14 protein-coding genes are annotated in these 17,670 nt (G+C 39.2%); 12 read left to right on the top strand and 2 right to left on the bottom strand.

Annotated elements, in window-relative coordinates:
* Window positions 1-7: 7 nt before the first annotated feature.
* Complete coding sequence (locus AC5KOD_RS12920; RefSeq protein WP_496914984.1) at window positions 8-1,357, bottom strand: MATE family efflux transporter; 1,350 nt, start codon at window positions 1,355-1,357, stop codon at window positions 8-10.
* A gap of 271 nt (window positions 1,358-1,628) precedes the next feature.
* On the opposite strand from AC5KOD_RS12920, the gene trxB reads away from it, so the two are divergent.
* The 12 genes from trxB to AC5KOD_RS12860 all read left to right on the top strand — a co-directional run bounded on the left by trxB (window position 1,629) and on the right by AC5KOD_RS12860 (window position 16,291).
* The gene (trxB, locus tag AC5KOD_RS12915) at window positions 1,629-2,546 is read left to right on the top strand and encodes a thioredoxin-disulfide reductase (protein ID WP_496914983.1); all 918 of its coding nucleotides are present in this window, start codon (window positions 1,629-1,631) and stop codon (window positions 2,544-2,546) included.
* A 130-nt stretch (window positions 2,547-2,676) separates the two neighbouring features.
* Window positions 2,677-3,846, top strand: a complete 1,170-nt coding sequence (locus AC5KOD_RS12910; protein WP_496914982.1) for a nucleotidyltransferase — start codon at window positions 2,677-2,679, stop codon at window positions 3,844-3,846.
* Window positions 3,847-4,705: 859 nt separating this feature from the next.
* Entirely contained in the window at window positions 4,706-6,067 is a 1,362-nt protein-coding gene (locus AC5KOD_RS12905) for an ABC transporter substrate-binding protein (RefSeq protein WP_496914981.1), read from the top strand.
* An 84-nt stretch (window positions 6,068-6,151) separates the two neighbouring features.
* Complete coding sequence (locus AC5KOD_RS12900; RefSeq protein WP_496914980.1) at window positions 6,152-7,033, top strand: carbohydrate ABC transporter permease; 882 nt, start codon at window positions 6,152-6,154, stop codon at window positions 7,031-7,033.
* Window positions 7,023-7,853, top strand: a complete 831-nt coding sequence (locus tag AC5KOD_RS12895; RefSeq protein WP_496914979.1) for a carbohydrate ABC transporter permease — start codon at window positions 7,023-7,025, stop codon at window positions 7,851-7,853. The genes AC5KOD_RS12900 and AC5KOD_RS12895 overlap by 11 nt, the downstream gene beginning before the upstream one ends.
* Before the next feature lie 14 nt (window positions 7,854-7,867).
* Window positions 7,868-8,695 (top strand): MBL fold metallo-hydrolase, encoded by an 828-nt coding sequence (locus AC5KOD_RS12890; protein ID WP_496914978.1) that lies wholly within the window; start codon window positions 7,868-7,870, stop codon window positions 8,693-8,695.
* Between the two features lie 17 nt (window positions 8,696-8,712).
* Window positions 8,713-10,491 (top strand): glycoside hydrolase family 35 protein, encoded by a 1,779-nt coding sequence (locus AC5KOD_RS12885; protein ID WP_496914977.1) that lies wholly within the window; start codon window positions 8,713-8,715, stop codon window positions 10,489-10,491.
* Window positions 10,491-12,566: an alginate lyase family protein gene (locus tag AC5KOD_RS12880; RefSeq protein WP_496915022.1), complete on the top strand. Its 2,076-nt coding sequence runs from the start codon at window positions 10,491-10,493 to the stop codon at window positions 12,564-12,566. The genes AC5KOD_RS12885 and AC5KOD_RS12880 overlap by 1 nt, the downstream gene beginning before the upstream one ends.
* 24 nt (window positions 12,567-12,590) lie before the next feature.
* Entirely contained in the window at window positions 12,591-13,190 is a 600-nt protein-coding gene (locus AC5KOD_RS12875) for a YitT family protein (protein WP_496914976.1), read from the top strand.
* Between the two features lie 33 nt (window positions 13,191-13,223).
* Window positions 13,224-14,363 (top strand): glycoside hydrolase family 88 protein, encoded by a 1,140-nt coding sequence (locus AC5KOD_RS12870; protein ID WP_496914975.1) that lies wholly within the window; start codon window positions 13,224-13,226, stop codon window positions 14,361-14,363.
* A gap of 41 nt (window positions 14,364-14,404) precedes the next feature.
* Entirely contained in the window at window positions 14,405-15,412 is a 1,008-nt protein-coding gene (locus tag AC5KOD_RS12865; RefSeq protein WP_496914974.1) for a LacI family DNA-binding transcriptional regulator, read from the top strand.
* Window positions 15,413-15,574: 162 nt separating this feature from the next.
* A complete protein-coding gene (locus tag AC5KOD_RS12860) occupies window positions 15,575-16,291 on the top strand; it encodes a YebC/PmpR family DNA-binding transcriptional regulator (protein WP_496914973.1) in 717 nt (238 codons plus the stop codon).
* Window positions 16,292-16,842: 551 nt separating this feature from the next.
* On the opposite strand, the gene AC5KOD_RS12855 is transcribed toward AC5KOD_RS12860, so the two are convergent.
* The gene (locus AC5KOD_RS12855) at window positions 16,843-17,088 is read right to left on the bottom strand and encodes a hypothetical protein (protein ID WP_496914972.1); all 246 of its coding nucleotides are present in this window, start codon (window positions 17,086-17,088) and stop codon (window positions 16,843-16,845) included.
* Window positions 17,089-17,670 lie beyond the last annotated feature (582 nt).

Raw genomic sequence — 17,670 nt, 5'->3', positions numbered from 1 at the left:
GCTTATTTTAGGTGTAATTAGATTTGTTGCGCCAGATGCCTGAGCGCCATCGATAAATCATCAAAATACTTCGTAGAACTTCGTCAATAGCATAAGCAATCCAAACGCCGACAAGTCCCATTTTTAACCAGATGGCTAAGCCAAAGGAGAAAGGAAGACTAATCACCCAAAGAACGATTAAGCTACAAATAAGAGGGTATTTGACATCGCCAGTTGCATTTAGTCCGCTGACCATGACCATATTGATTGAACGAGCGGCTTCTAAAACAATGTCAACTACAAAGACAATTCTCGCAATGTCGATTACCTCTTGATTGGAAGTGAAGATCCCCATAATTGGTTCAATGAAGATCAAAGTCAAAGTGCTGATAATAAGAGAGCTGAGGGTTGCAATCACGATCGTTCTCATGCCACGAGTGTAGGCTCGATCGTATTCTTTTGCGCCAACATTACGCCCGATCATAATTTGATTTCCTTGGGCGAGAGAAGCAGCTACAAGGTAAACAAATTGTGTTATCGCGGTGACATAAGATTTAGCAATTAATACGCTTTGTCCGAGAGAGGCAACAATCATGGTGACAACTACCTGAGCGGCCTGATAGGACAAAGATTCTCCAGAAGAGGGTAAGCCTAAGGTCAAAATATTTCTTAAATCAGGCAGGGAAAACTGTTGTTTCTTAAGTTTTAGAGGATTAAAGGCTAGATGTTTAGTTAACAGTGTTGCGGCGATGATTAAACCGGCAGTATTTCCGACGACACTGGCCATTGCCAAGCCTTCGACACCAAAACTAGGTAAACCAAATGGGCCGTATAGAGCAATGTAATTGCCAATAACTGCAATTAGACTTGCTGCCATCGGAATCAGTAAGGCTGGCCGAGTTAAACCATGGCTTCTTAAAATTGCCACAATGGTCGCTGAGATAGCAGAGACAACTAGGCTGCCACCAAATAAACGTAAATAATTTTTCCCGATAGTCACTAACATTGTATCAAGTCCTACAAAATGTAGAAGTTGAGACGGGAAAATCAAAAAGATCAAACTAATGAGACTGCCAAGAATAATAGAGCCAATCAGAGCAGTAGTGATAATTGTTGGGATGCGTTCTTTTTTTTGAGCGCCAATTAATTGGGCGATAATGATTTGTGTGCCGACCGTTACAAAGCCATAAATAAAAACAGATAAATTCAATAGTTGATTGGCGGCACCAATTGCAGCAACAGCAGGTTCAGAATAATTGGAAATCATAAAGACATTAATATTTCCGATAATTACTCGGAGAAATAATTCCACAAAAATAGGCCAGCTGAGAAAGAATAATTCTCGGTCAGAAATGGTGACTTTTTTTGATAAGTTCATGATGTGCTCCTTTCTTTAGTTTGTAGGCTAACAGCTAATATTATTTAGTTGTTCATGGTTATTCTAAAGAAGTGTTGACTAAAGTCAAGAGACTATCTGGTTTAATTGATTATTTGGGCTAATTTTGGGCATTCTGCCAAGAATGTTTGACAGACTTATCCTTGGATCAGCTTAGCTAAAATAGTAGAAAACTCATAGGCAAAAGGGTAGACAAAAAGGGACGTTAACGGTAAAGTAAGGATAGAATTTAATGGAAAGAGGATGTACTTATATGCGTGATGTAATAGTTATTGGAGCGGGGCCTGGTGGTATGACAGCAGCTCTTTATGCTTCTAGAGCGGATCTATCAGTCTTGGTTTTAGAAGGTGGTTTACCAGGTGGTCAGTTAAATAATACGGCCGATGTCGAAAATTATCCTGGGGTTGGGTTATTACCTGGTCCAGATTTAGCGATGAAGATGCTAGAGGATTCGAGTAACTTTGGTGCCGAACATGCTTATGGTTTTGTAACAGGAATTGAGGATCATGGCAGCTATAAAACAGTTTTGACTGAGGATGGCAATTATGATGCTAAAGTGGTTATTATTGCTGTCGGGTCTGAGCACCGCAAACTAGGTGTTGTAGGTGAAGAAGAGTTTGGCGGTCGTGGTGTCTCTTATTGTGCGGTTTGTGATGGGCCATTCTTCCGTAACAAGCACTTAGTTGTGATTGGTGGTGGTGATTCTGCTGTTGAAGAGGGCAGTTATTTAACACAGGTTGCAGAGAAGGTTACAATTATTCATCGCCGAGATGAACTGCGTGCACAAAAAATCTTGCAAGATCGTGCTTTTAAAAATGATAAAATTGAGTTTATTTGGGATACAACTGTGAATGAAATTCTTGGAAGCGACATGAAAGTGACTGGCTTAGAGTTACGTAATGTTAAAACCGATGAGGTATCAGAAATCAGCGCTGATGGGGTATTCATTTATGTTGGGCTTGACCCATTGACTAAGCCTTTCGAAAATTTAGGTATTACAAATGCCGAAGGCTGGATTCCTACAAATGAAAAGATGGAAACAAGTATTCCCGGCGTGTATGCTATCGGAGATGTTCGCGAGACGGTCTTGCGTCAAATTGCTACAGCGGTTGGCGATGGAAGTATTGCTGGACAGGAAGCTTATAAATACATTGAGGCAATGACGGACTAAACGTGGTAAACTAATAAAAGACAAGATGGAGCTATCTAACATCAGTGAGGGTGGGACAAATGTCCTACCCTTTACTAATTTCATTGACAGGATAGGACAAGACTAATTAGTTGGAGAGGAGGGAGATTGGATGAAGAGCTGTGGCGTTATAACAGAATATAATCCGTTTCATAATGGACATGCTTATCATTTAGCGAAGGCTCGTCAGGTTAGTAAGGCCGACGTGGTTGTGGCAGTAATGAGTGGGAATTTTTTACAGCGAGGAGAACCAGCTATCTTAGATAAATGGCGTCGCGCGGAAGTTGCGTTGAATTATGGGGCGGATTTGGTAATAGAATTACCGGTTGCTTATGCTGTTCAGTCGGCTGATTATTTTGCTGAGGGAGGAGTAAAGCTGTTGCAGGCTCTTGGGGTTGATAGCCTATGCTTTGGAACGGATTCTGATGAAACCTTGAACTATCAGGCTTTTGCTGAGTTTAATGAGGAACACCAAGAGGCGATATCCCAAGCTTTTCAGCAGATTCGCAATAATGGAATGAGCTATCCTCAACAAATGACAGAGGTCTATCGTGAGCTTTATCCTGAGTGGCAGTTGGATTTTAATTCACCTAATCATATTTTAGGTATGAGTTATGCTAAAGCAAATCAGAGCTATGAGCGACCGATGACGTTACTACCAATTAAACGAGAGGTGACGAGTCACCACCAGACAGACATTAATTCTCAAGAATTTGCTAGTGGCTCTGCAATTCGTAAAGCGACCTTATTAGGAGAGGATCACGGGCTTCAACACGTGATGCCAGAGGAAACTTACGACTTATTAAAAAAGGAAAAGTTGGCATCATGGGAAGTGGCGTGGCCGTTACTCAAATACCAACTTGCGGTCAGCTCTGTTGAGCAACTGAAAGAAGGGTATCAAGTGGTAGAAGGAATTGAATATCGGTTAAAAGAGATGGCATTAAAAGCTAACTCTTTTAAAGAATTTGTTTCTCTGGTCAAGACGAAACGTTTTACTTGGACACGTATTCAACGGCTGTGCACGTATATTTTAATTCAAGTGAATCAAGAAGAGGTTGAATCAGTCAGGTCAGATAGTTATCTTAGAGTGCTGGGATTTAATAATCTAGGTCGCCAATTTTTAAGTGAAAAGCGTAAGGCATTGACTCTGCCACTGATTACAAACTTGTCGAAAAAAAATGAATCACTTCTGAAATTGGACATTAAAGCCGGACAAGTACACCAGTTGCTGATCGAGAGCCCTCCTCAGGATTATTACCGAAAACCATTCTATTTGAGATAATTAAGAAAAACGCTTTCAATTAGATGTTGAGCGTGATATAATGAGTAAATTGCTTAAAATAGTTGGCTAAAGTGTTATTAAATAACAGATCGACTTTCTAATTTTTACCGATGCGTGATGAAATTATGCAATAGATGATTTGTGATTAAAAGTTAATCTGAAGTCAGTGGTAATAGTGAATTTAGATTAATTTTTTGTTATTTTATGCATGATACTATCACGCATGATTTTGGGTTTCTATTTTTGAAGGATAACGCTAGTGGTCAATTTTTCTATAAATTTGAGAGGCTCAAATTGAAATCGTGTTGTGAGTTAACTGGGTATAAATTAATTAAAAAAATGGAGTAGTGTCACGCGGCATGTGACAAAAAAGTGGCTGTATAATTGAGCTATGTGAGTGAGATGTAGGAATTTAATTCGTATAACCGAGTAATAGCGCCTTGAACTTGGGCTTGTGTGGAGTAGATACCTTCCAATCTGAGTAATTAACAAGTAAACAAAAAATTAAGTAGTGTCACGCATCATGTGACACGGTGAGAAAATAATTAGATAAACGTAATGATAGGCTCAGGTAATTCTTTAATGAGTCTTTTTACAATGAAGCCGAAAGCCTAGTGAGTTTTTTTCACTAGGCTTTTTTTGGTGAGAAGGAAAAGTTAAGTGGTGTATGTGGAGTGAACTTACAAATGTTTATAACCTAATAAGTCATTTTATTGTTTAGTAAACTTTTAGTGTTTATTTTAAAATAAACACTAAAAGTTTATTGACTTATAAAAATAATCATGATATATTGTGTGTGCAGTGAGATGCAAACACTTACATTTAGAGTGATTATTTTAAATTATTAGGAGGAATAGTGATGAAGCTTAAAAATGTATTAGGTAGTTTATTAGTGGTAGGTCTGAGCTTGTCGTTAGTTGCATGTGGGAGTGGGGATAAAAAAGATGGTGCAAATGGAAAAAAAGACCTCTCTAAAATGACTGAAAAAGAGTTGGCTAAAGAAGAACGGGTTAAGGAAGCTACCCTAGAGATTTATTTACCAGCAGGAAAAAATACCGATTATTTAGTTAAATCAGCTGAGCTTTACAATAAGACATATGACACTGACATTAAATTAAAACCAGTAGATGTAGCGCCAGCAATTCCAATGGTTCAAAAAGTTACGCCGAAACTAGTAGCAAATGAAAAAATGCCTGATTTAATTTTCTTACAGGACAGCAATGCTGGATCAGTTTTTGAAAAATTTGAAGACTTATTTTATTCATCAGAAGAATTTGGGTTTGTAGACGAATTTGGAAGCGATTTTTATCCAGCTAAAATGAATATGCTGGCAAATATTGCGCCAAGTAAAAAGACCTTTGGTTTTCCAAATGACTGGGGAAATGCTGCCATGTACTATAATGAGGAAGCTTTTGAAGAAGCTGGTGTGAAGATGGCAGAGGTAAAAACGTGGGATCAGTTGATAGAGGCAGGGAAAAAGCTGAAAGAAAAAACAGGCAAGAAGCTTTTGTTTATGCGAGATACTGGCGAGTTGGATTTAGTTAAATATATGACTGAACAACAAGGCGTATCGCTCTTTGATCAAGAGGGGAATTTGAATTTATTAGATCCAGCAGTGATTAACTCTTATGAAATTATTGAAAAATTAATGGATGCTGACTTAGTGGCCTATGGCAATTCGAAAGATTATACTGCGATTGGACAAGAGTCAGGCGCTATTTTTGCTGGTGGCTGGTTAGCTTCTTATCAAGCAGGTGATTACCCTGATGATGAAGGCAAATGGCGGATTAGTGCGATGCCAGCGGTAGAAGCTGATAAAGAAGCACTTGCTCCAATGAGTGGTGGCTCTAGCTATTATGTCCCTAAAAACTCTGATAATGCTTTAGCAGCACTACAGTTCATTACGTTTGCTTTAACCGATTCTGCTGCATTAGATGCTTACATGGAGTTAAGTGGTTTACCAGCGAATACAAAAGCCTATGAAAGTGACGTAGCACAAAAAGAATTTGCTTACTATGGCAATCAAAAGATTCTTCAAACGTTAAATGAGATTAGCCAAAACAGTATTGAAGGATACGCGTTTCCATATTCAGCCGATTTGGACAATTATATCGAAGCAGCGAGCTATGATATTAAGAAAAATAAGACCTCTATAAAGGATGCTTTGCAAAAACAAGCTGATGAATTTGCGTCTAAGTATGGTGTAACAGTTAATAAGTAAGGAAGAAAGACGTGGCCCTTCAGGAATGAAAAAAATCCTGAGGGCTTGCGTCAGCATTTTCTCCAGAAAGAGAGCAACTAGAAAATGAAGAAAAAGAAAAGTGTTTCAACCTATTCTAAAACGGCCTATTTGATGATGTTACCTTTCCTTCTGTTGTTTGCACTGACCATTTTATTGCCGACAATTATGTCATTAGGTTTTAGTTTTTCGCGAATTTCAACATCAATTGATTTTATTGGATTAGATAACTTTAAGAGTATTTTTAAAGATCCGCTATTTTTCAAATCGTATACGAATGTCTTCATTTTTATGATTGGTTCAATACCGATTACGATTTTATTAGCTTTAGTTTTCGCGGTTTTACTTAATATGCCTCATGTAAAGGGGCGTGGCTTTTTTAGAACCGTGTATTATTTACCAGCAGTAACCTCAATTGTGGCTGTCTCATCTGTTTTTTTGACGTTTTATAATCCAACAGGGTTGTTTAATACAGTTTTAACGACAATTGGTCTTCAGCCGATTCCTTGGTTGAGTGATCCTTTTTGGGCGCGGATTGCAATTATTATTATTTCTATTTGGTTAAATATTGGGTATTATACTGTGTTATTTTTGGCAGGTCTACAAAATATTTCGGGTGAAATTTATGAAAGTGCTGAAATTGATGGTGCTAATAAGGCGCAACAATTCTTTCGGATAACTGTTCCAATGCTTAAGCCAGTTATTTTAATGGGCATGATTTTATCCACTATTAATGGGTTAGGTGCGTTTGAAGTACCTAATATTTTGTTTAAAAATGGCTTTGGCCCAGAATCGTCAGCTGTGACAGTTGGTGTCAATTTGTATAAAACTAGTTTTGAAATGGTTGATTTTGGTAAGGCATCGGCGATTTCATGGACAATGGTGATTGTGGCGGCTATTTTATCTATCATTCAGTTTATTGTGGGGGGCAAAGATAATGAATCGTAAGAAATTGTTTGGGCCAACGATGGTCTACGTGGTTTTGATTATTGGCTTGTTTATTTTTGCGCTACCGTATGTTTACATGATTGTTTCTTCGACACAATCTAATGATGTTATTTTAGGTACAAAACTAAACTTCAAATTTGGGCCACATTTTCTAAAAAATATTAAAGAGGTTCAAGAAAAATATAATTACTTGCGAGTGATTGCTAACTCTGCAATTATTACGGTGATTGGGACAGTTATATCAACTTTCATTACTACTTTAGCCGGTTATGTGATGGCTAAGTATAAATTTAAGGGGCAACGATTAATTTTTAACTTAGTGATGATTTCACGAATGGTTCCAGGCTTTGCTATGTTGATTCCGACTTTTTATATTTTAAGTAAATTAGGCTTAACAAATACCTTTACGGGGGTAATTGTTCCTAGCTTGGCTTCGACAACATCGGTATTTATGATGAGACAGTATGCTCAGCAATTTCCAACTGAACTGATGGAAGCGGCACGAATTGACGGGGCATCTGAGTGGCTAATTTTTTGGAAGATTGCCGTTCCTGTATTGGTTCCAAGTATCATAACGACGGCGTTACTGACCTTTATGGGCTATTGGAATTCCTATTTAATGCCTCTTGTGATTCTATCTGATTCAGAAAAATTTACGGTGCCATTAGTGATACAGAACATGACCCAAAATAACTACGATCCATTAAACTATGGGGCTTTAATGGCCTTATTAGCGACGTCAGTTGTACCAGTCGTTGTCGTTTATATGTGGCTGCAGACGAAGTTCAAATCTAATGGACTGGATTCAGCAATTAAATAGCAGGAGGAAGTCAAATGAAACTTAAATATTTTGGTACGGCAGCTGCAGAAGGAGTACCTGCACTTTTTTGTAAATGTGAGGTTTGTCGGGAAGCTCGTAAGAGAGGAGGCCGTGATATTAGAACGCGAACTCAGTCCTTGATTGATGACACTCTATTGATTGACTTTCCGGGTGATACCTATCTTCATACCTTACAGGAGAGCTTTGATTTAGGTAGTATAGAAGAATTGCTGATTACACATGGACATGCCGATCACTTTTATCCTGAGGATTTAATGATGCGTATGTCTGGTTATGCAAATAACCTTGACAAGCGCTTGACTGTTTATGGGAATGAACGTGTGGCAAGGTTTTATAAACGTGCTCAAGAGCTCGAGGGCTTTAGTGATGGAAAACGCTTGTCCTTTGTTGAGGTCCGACCTTTTGAGGTTCTTAAAGTCGGTGATTATACTGTGACGCCACTTTTGGCCGACCATGATAAAAATGAAACGTGTTTATTTTATCAGATCAGCCAGAACCAGAAGCAGCTTTTGTATGCACATGATACTGGGTATTTCTTACAAGAAAACTGGGATTACTGGGCAGAAACAAAACCCTATTTTGATTGCGTCAGCTTGGATTGTACGCATCAAAAGGTTAAAGTCGAGCGTAATCATATGAGTTTTTATGATAATTTGAAGGTGAAAGAAAAAATGTTAGCTATGGGGTTAGCAGATGAGCGGACGACTTTTATTATCAGTCATTTCTCTCATAATGGTGGCATGCTTTATGACGAGATGGCTGAGTGGGCAAGTAAAGAAGGCTTTGTTACAGCATACGATGGGTTGGAAATAATAGTTTAGAAAGGATTTAATTAGGGATGGACTTTCAGATTAGAGAAGCATTTTATATAGACGGTGTTCCGACTAAATTAATCTCAGGGGCGGTACATTACTTTAGGATTATGCCTGATAAGTGGGCTCATACGTTATACAATTTAAAAGCGATGGGATGCAATACAGTTGAGACCTATGTGCCGTGGAATCTTCATGAACCAAAGGAAGGGCAGTTTAATTTTTCAGATCTGGCTGATATTGAAGCATTTATTGAGTTAGCGCAGGAGCTTGATTTATATGTGATTGTTAGGCCATCGCCTTATATTTGTGCTGAGTGGGAGTTTGGTGGCTTGCCGGCTTGGTTATTGAAAGACTCGAGTATGAGAGTCCGTAGTCAGTATTCAGGATTTATCGATGCTGTTGCTAGTTATTATCAAGAGCTGATTCCAAGGCTGGTTCCTTTCCAGTTCACTCGTGGAGGTCGAGTGTTAATGATTCAATTGGAGAACGAATATGGTTCTTTTGGGGAAGACAAAGATTATTTGCGTATTCTTGCTCAGTTGATGAGAGATAATGGGATTGATGTCCCTTTATTTACCTCAGATGGCGGTTGGAAACAGGTCCTTGATGCAGGAACTTTAGTTGAGGATGGGATTTTTGCGACTGCTAATTTTGGTTCGAAAGCTACTGAAAATTTTGAAGCATTGAAAAGTCATCAGGAGACCTACGGAGTCAAAGAACCCTATATGTGCATGGAATTTTGGGACGGCTGGTTTAATAATTGGCAAGAACCGATTATTAAAAGAGCGCCATTTGAAACAGCAGCGGAGGTTCGAGATATTTTAAGGTGGGGAAGTATTAATTTTTACATGTTTCAAGGTGGGACTAACTTTGGTTTTTATAATGGGTGCTCTGATCAAGGGAATCAAAGTGTCGCTCAGATTACCTCTTATGATTATGACGCTCCATTGACTGAGTGGGGCGCACCGACAGAGAAATTTTTTGCTATTCAAGCCGTGATTAAAGAGAGCTGTCCAGATGTGACGATTTTCGAGCCGAAGTATCCGTCATTAAGTGCCCTTGAGTCTACTCGATTAGTAAATAAGGTCTCGTTGTTTTCCGTTTTAGAGGATTTAGCACGTCCACAGAGTAATGATTATACATTGCCTATGGAACAGCTAGATCAAGAATATGGCTATACGCTTTACCACACTGTGCTAAAAGAAAAGCGTGTGATTGATGATTTGCGTGTGGTTGACGCTGGCGATCGGGTTCAGTTTTTTATGAATCTGCAGCATCAGGCGACCCAGTATTTACACTCGATAGGCGAGCCGATTCAAGTTGAGTTGACTGAAGAAATCAATCAACTAGATGTATTAGTTGAAAATATGGGCCGAAATAATTATGGGCCAACGTTAGTTTCGCCTAAACAGCGTAAAGGGATTCGTGGTGGTGTCATGGAGGATATCCACTATCTAGCTAATTGGGAGCATTTTCCTTTACCGCTAGATAATCTTACTGAACTGGATTTCTCTAAAGAATGGCTTCCACAGACACCAGCCTTCTATCAGTTTGAATGCGAGATTGAGACGCCTGTAGACACCTTTTTGGATTGTCGAGGGTTAGGCAAAGGAATTGTTGTGATTAATGGCTTTAATTTAGGGCGATATTGGGAAGAAGGGCCTGCGGTGTATTTATTTATTCCAAGCTCTGTGCAGAAAACTGGGCGAAACGAATTGATTGTGTTTGACACAGAAGGTCGCCAGATTGAGGAGCTTCATTTTTCTGATCAGCCCATCTATATAGAGGGGGAAGATACGTGATGATTGCTTCTCATTTTAAGGACAGTGAGTTGCTTAAATTTCTTACGGAGTCGGCTGATGGCAATTCAGCGGGTTTATTACAGAGCTTTTATCAGACAAATTGGTCTTATGTTGGTTTTTTGACAGAGAGCTTGGTGGAATTAGAACGAACGCTCGTAACTGATAATCCTGAGGAATGGTCACAATTATTAGAACGAGTTGAGGGATTTGTTTCTGGTAGTTATGTCTTTCAAAATGAATGGGATATGGAGCGGACTACTGTTCCAGAACAGTTTGAATTAGCCGATATTAAATGGGATCACAATCCTCATGGCGATCGTGAATGGATGTATATGCTAAATAGGCAGGCTTTTTTAGTGGAGGTCGCATTGGCTTATCAGGTGACGTCTGAGCCTCGTTATTTAGCTTATATAGAAGGGTTTTTATCTAAGTGGCTATTGGAAAATCCATTAATACCAGAGACGAGACAATCGAGTTGGCGTACAATTGATGCTGGCTTAAGAGTGATCAATTGGGTGAAGCTCTTGGAGATTATGTCTGTCACGCAGAGTCTATCAAGTCAACTTTTTCAGGATTTGTTGTTAAGTATCGAGGAGCATCTGGCTTTTTTTACGAGGGAGTTAAATGAGGCGCGTGGTCAAAGTAATTGGTCAATTATAGAAATCTGTGGGATCGTAGTAGGCGCCTTAGCATTTAAAGAGTTAGCTCATAGTGAGGACTACTTGCAGAAAGCCTTGGCTTATTTAGAGCCTGCTCTAAAATTACAAATTGAGCCAGATGGGCTTCAACGGGAGCAGTCATTTATGTATCATCATGAGGTACTTATTTGCTTGTTAAAAATTATCCTACTAGCGGATCGAAATGGCATCGAACTCTCGCCGTCTATCAAGAAAGAAGCAAATAGAATGGCTCAAGCATCAGCTTTGTTGATTAAGCCAGACGGAACTCAGAGCAACTATGGAGATAGTGATGTCGAAAACTTAATTCCGCTCCTAAGTGTTGCCGAAAAAATCCTTAAGCAACCTTTGTTGATTGTGGGAATGGTACCAAGAACTTGTTCGTTGTTTGAAAAATTATTCATGGGGCTGGAAGTACTGCCTTTTACTGAGGGGGAACGGCAAACGGCGTTGCCATCGACGTCTTACGATAATTCCGGGCTTTATTTATTGCGTAGTCCAGATAATAGTGATTATCTAATGTTCAAATGCGGGCCTCTTGGGGGTGGACATGGTCATGATGATCAGCTTCATATAGAGCTGTATACTCAGGGGCGGACTGTTTTAGTGGATTCGGGCCGCTACTCGTATGAGTGCAGTCATCAACGTTTAGCTTATAAAGGCGGACAGGCTCATAATACGATTATTGTTGATGGTCAAAACTTTAATCAGCATTACGGGGCTTGGGAGACGACGAAAGTAGCAACGCCGATTAATCAAAGACGTATCTCTAAGGAGGAAGCGCAATTCACTGAAGGGGGACATCTGGGGTACTTTGATTTAGCTGATCCAGTGCTTGTTAATCGTAAAGTTGTATATTTAAGTGAGGGGTTTTGGTTTATTTCAGATGAAATAAGTTGTCAAAAGGAGCATCAAATAGCGAGTTCGTTTCATTTTTGCGGACCTAATGTAAGAAAAACAAGTCATCAAAAAGTAGTTTATCAGGATAACTTAGGTACTTTTACGATTCAGTCATTAAGTGAAGATGGTGTATTTGAGCTTGAAGAGTGTCAGATATCTCTTCAATATAATCAGCGAGTTAGCAGTCAAAAAGCGATTTATCAGTATCCTGTTACAGGGAATCATACCCAGACCTATCTGCTTAGTAGGCACGGTGAAGTAGAGTGCCAGGCGGTTCCTGTTTGGTTGGATGAAACAACCTTATTGAGTTCGAGTGACGTGTCGGCTTATCGAATTGATTTTCCTTCAGGAGATTCAACGTATGTCTTGATTCAACATCGGGAACCGCTTCAAGGGCGACGTGCGTATCTTCTTGAAGGAAACTTAATTTATGGTAGAATTAGTGTGGTAGAAGGTACGATGATAGACAAAACCTTAAGACAGGTAAGGTTGTATTAAAAATAAATAGAGTGAAGTGTGAGTATGACTAAAGAAAAAATGATCCCACTAGTAAAAATTATTGTTGGCAATCTTTTTATGGGCTTTGCCTACGCCAAATGGATGAAGCCTAATAATATTATTAATGGTGGTGTCACGAGTATTGCGATGATTTTAGAAAAGTTAACAGAGTTGCCTTTGCTTTATTTGTCAAATGGCGTCACTCTTTTGTTATTGCTGTTGTGTTTTGTTTTTTTAGGTAAAGGCAATTTTGTTAGATCGTTCATTAGTAGTTTCTGTTATATGGGAATTTTTAGTTTTTTTTATTCACTGCCTTTTGATGCGACGATTAATTTACCCGTTGATTTTTTGTTGGCTAGCTGTTTTATTGCAGTTGGGTATTATTGCTGTATTTCTTCGGATGCATCGACGGTGGGGATGGATGTAGTGGCGTTAATTTTACATAAACGCAACCCAAAAGTGGAGGTCGCTAAAGCGATTAGATACATTAATTTTGCTGTGTTAGGTGTTGGACTTTTAACCTATGGCTGGCTATCTGTTTTGATTGGGGTTACTTTCAGTTTTGTTAATTCTTATATATTAGGTTGGTTACTAAACGCACATGAGAGAGGGGCTTTGATATAGGCCAAGGCTCATGTTTACAAGGAGAAAGTCTAGATGGGACAAGTAGAAAAGGAATGGCTCGTTCAGGAGCTTGAGTTTGTGTATCAACAGATCGTTGATAATTTGGCGTTATTTGAAACAAAGGTGCCAGCGGCGGTGTCTGAGCAGTATGTTTATCCAGCTGTAGCCAACGAGGATTGGACTGATGCCTTTTGGATTGGAATGCTGCATTTAGCACAAGAGTATCGACCTCAAAAGAAGATTGGGGCAGTAATTGAGAAGCAATTGAGGGTTTTTCAAGAGCGATTGGATCAAGAAATTGTCTTAAACCACCATGATATTGGGTTTTTATATTCGTTATCTGCGGTGGCTGATTACCGAGAAAATGGCCACTTGGCTTCTCGTGAAATGGCGTTACAAGCGGCGGATGTGTTGATGCGACGTTATAATAAGACGGCAAAAATCTTGCAGGCTTGGGGCGATTTAGCAGACAAGGAACAGCAAGGTCGTATGATTATTGATTGTAACATGAATTTACCGCTACTGTATTTTGCTTCTAATGAAACGGGTGATCCTAGCTACCGTGAATCAGCAATCAATCATGTTAGGCGCGCTCAGCGTTATTTAATTCGTGAGGATTATTCTACTTTTCATACGTATTATTTGGATATTGATACAGGGCAGCCACGTTTTGGCAAAACGGCTCAGGGCTATGGAGACGATTCTTGTTGGGCCCGTGGTCAGGCTTGGGGAATTTATGGTTTTCCGATTAGTTTCAATCATATGGGAGAAACAAGTTTGTTAGAGTCTGCTTGTCACTTGGCTGATTATTTTATTGATCATTTACCAGCCGATAAGGTTTGTTATTGGGATTTGGTGTTTACAGATGGTTCAAGTGAGGAGCGAGATACTTCTGCTGCGGCGATTGCCGCTTGTGGGTTATTGGAGCTGAGTAAGCAATTACCGCTTTCTGATCAGCGGAAAGTCTATTATGAGGAGACGAGTATCAGTATCTTAACCTCTTTAAGTCGGTCGTATACGACTAGGGAGATGCCCGAATCAAATGGAATTTTGACTCAAGGAGTCTATACTAAGCCTGGGAATTATGGCGTGGATGAATGCACCTTATGGGGAGATTATTTCTATTTCGAAGCATTAATTCGTTTGTATAAGAGCTGGAATAGTTTTTGGTAAGCATGACTGATTGTAATGTCAAAAATGGAGGAGGATGACGAATGGCAACTATCAAAGATATCGCGGACTTAGCGGGTGTCTCTAAAACCACTGTATCGAGAGTCCTGAACTACGATAAGACTCTTTCTGTGGGAGATGAAACTAAAAAGAAAGTATTTGAAGCCGCAGAACAGTTAGAGTATACCAAGCATAAACGTGTCAAACCTGCCAAAAAAGAGAAATTAGCTGTTGTTCAGTGGATAACAGAAAAAGATGAGCTGGATGATGTTTACTACCTGTCGTTGCGAATGGGGGCAGAAAAGAAAATACTTGAAGAAGGCTATGAAGTCGTCCGCTTTTTTAAAAATGTCGAGTTTGAGCCTGAGGACGATATTGTTGGGATTGTTTCGATAGGTGAGTGTTCACCGAGCGAAAGTAGAAGCTTAACGGATTTTACTGATAATGTGGTTTTCTTAAACATGGAATTAATTTCAAATAAATATGATTCAGTGGTAGTTGATTTTGTTCAGGCTGTGGACTCGGTGCTAGATTTCTTTTTGACAACCCAGCATAAAAAAATTGGTTACATTGGTGGCGTAGACCGTGGGAAGACGGATGAGGATCATAGTCCTCGTAAGGATAAGCGGACGATCGCTTTTGAAAATTATCTCATGTCTCATGGGCTATACGATGAAAACTATATATTTTTAGAAAGCTTCGATGTGGAATCGGGTTATAATCAGATGAAAAAGGCAATTGAGACCTATGGTAAAAATTTACCGACTGCTTTTTTTGCGGGGAATGATCCCATTGCAGTTGGAGCTTTGAGGGCGCTTCAAGAGGCGCAAATTAAGGTGCCAGAAGAGGTTGGATTGATCGGTTTTAATGATAGTAGTGTGGCTAAATATGTGTATCCAACGTTAAGTTCTGTCAAAGTTTATACGGAAATTATGGGGGAATCTGGCGTTGAGTTGTTGATTGATAAGCTTCAAAGTAATCGCCGAATCGCGAAAAAATTGACGATTGCCACAAAACTACATTTGAGAGGCAGTACACTAAATCCAGCCTAAGGAAAAGGGTTAATTCTAGTACGTTAGAGTTAGCTCTTTTTTGCGATTAATAAGGACGGATTGAGCGAAGTCAAAACAAAAGGGAAAAAATACTTAACAAATTGCTGATAAATCAGTATAATGGTAAAGGATAACTATAGAATCAGGAAAGAGATGAAGAACATGGGTCGTAAATGGGAAAATATCAAAGAGAAAAAAGCTGCTAAAGAGGGCAAAACTAGCCGTATTTATGCAAAGTTTGGCATTGAAATTTATGTGGCTGCCAAGCAGGGCGAACCAGATCCTCATTTAAATCAAAAATTGCAATTTGTTATTGACCGTGCTAAAACATACAATGTGCCGAAGCATGTCATTGATCGTGCCATTGAAAAGGCTAAAGGAACTGGCGATGAGACTTATTCTGAGCTACGTTATGAAGGCTTTGGGCCAAATGGATCGATGATTATTGTTGATGCCTTAACGAATAATGTTAACCGGACGGCTTCTGATGTGCGTTCTGCCTATGGTAAAAATGGCGGTAATATGGGTGTTAGTGGCGCAGTTGCTTATATGTTTGACAATACGGCTGTTTTTGGTTTTGAAGGTGAAAATAGTGATGAAATTTTTGAATTATTGATGGAGGCTGACATCGAGGTTCGTGATGTATTGGAAGAGGCTGGTCAAGTCATTATTTATGCTGAGCCTGAGGATTTTAATAATGTCCGCAAGGTTTTAAACGAAAATGGCATTACAGAGTTTACTGTGGCGGAATTAGAGATGATGGCTCAAAATGAGGTCACTCTTGAAGGTGAAGATTTAGCTAATTTTGAAAAATTAATTGATGCTTTAGAAGACTTAGACGATGTTCAGCAGGTTCACCACAATGTGGAATTGAATTAGAACTGATTATGGGAGAGAAGAAGAAGCTGGGACATAAAGTCGTTTTGCTCCGAGCAATCTCGAAAAACCCGAACAATCGAAAAATTCGATTGTTCGGGTTTTAAGAAATTGCCGAGAGAGCAGACTTTTGGAGCGCGTTTATCAAACAACATGCGTGAAATAGTAGAAGGGTGAGATTTTTTGTCCCACCCTCTTTTTTTGTTGCCTCTTTAGAAAGATAAAAAAAATTAGAAGCTCCTCTAGGCAATGACTCATTTAGTACAAATAGCAAGACTTCGTAGTTACGATTTTGAGCTTTTTTGTTTGTAAGTTATAATCATTAGGCACACTATAATGAGTGATACAACAACCAGGGCAATTGAGCTGATAAGCTGTATCGGGTCATTAAATAAAAGCGTGAAAGTTGCTAGGACAAGCCACACAACACCTAATAATTGGATGGCTTTGATAGTTGAACTAGTTTGATTCATGAAATCACTCCTCCATATAATGTCCCTATTATAAAGTATAGAAAATAGGAAAGCTAGTGAAAGGTTTAACTAGTTAGGAATTTATTCAGATTTATCAAAGGTGTCGTCGAGTTGAGTGTTAGATCGTTTTTCTTTTTTGAAGGCGTCAATCTCTGTCGCAATTTTTAAATCAAGTAGGTCCTTATGAGTAGCGTTGGAGTAAGTGTCAGTGGCTTCCTCATCAATGGCCAACATGTCATCTACCGCCTCTTTATCCATAAACTGACCTAAAGCAGTTGCCATATCATTGACTTGTCTCATAATAAAATCTTTTTCAAAGTGTGCCATTCATTTTTCAGCTCCTTCATTCATATAAATCTACTTTATCAGAGAATGGATGGCAGGTATATCGGTCTGAGGGATGAGCTGTTGATAAAGTTACATAATAAATGAATGTGTTTGCTAAAAATAGAAAAGGGTGAGACAAAATCTCGCCCTCTTTCTTTTCCCGTATGTTATGTGACAAACGCGCTCGAAAAGTCTGCTCACTACGTTTTACTACGCTACGCTTCGTTGTCCTAAACTTCTAAGCAACTAAAGTTGCAAGCCATCATTCTAAGGGCTAAAGCATTTAGAAGTTGCCATTATTCTTAGCAGTTTACTGCTTAGAGATAAGGGACACTACACGTTGTTTCGTTATCCTAAACACTAAGCAAGTAAACTTGCAAGCCATCATTCTTGGGGCCTTAGCCCTTAGAAATGAGGGACATCGAAGAGAGTTAAGGCTCTTCGATCTCAACAACTTTTAAATGCTAAAGCATTAAGAGTTGCCATTATTCTTAGTGCTTTAGCACTTAGAAATAATGGATATCCAAGTGAAGGCTCGGCAATTTCTCTAAACTCGAGCAATCGAAATTGCCGATTGTTCGA

This window comes from Vagococcus sp. WN80Y, assembly GCF_059621045.1.
Note: the sequence above shows the minus strand (reverse complement) of the source record. Positions and strands in the feature narration are given on the sequence as shown.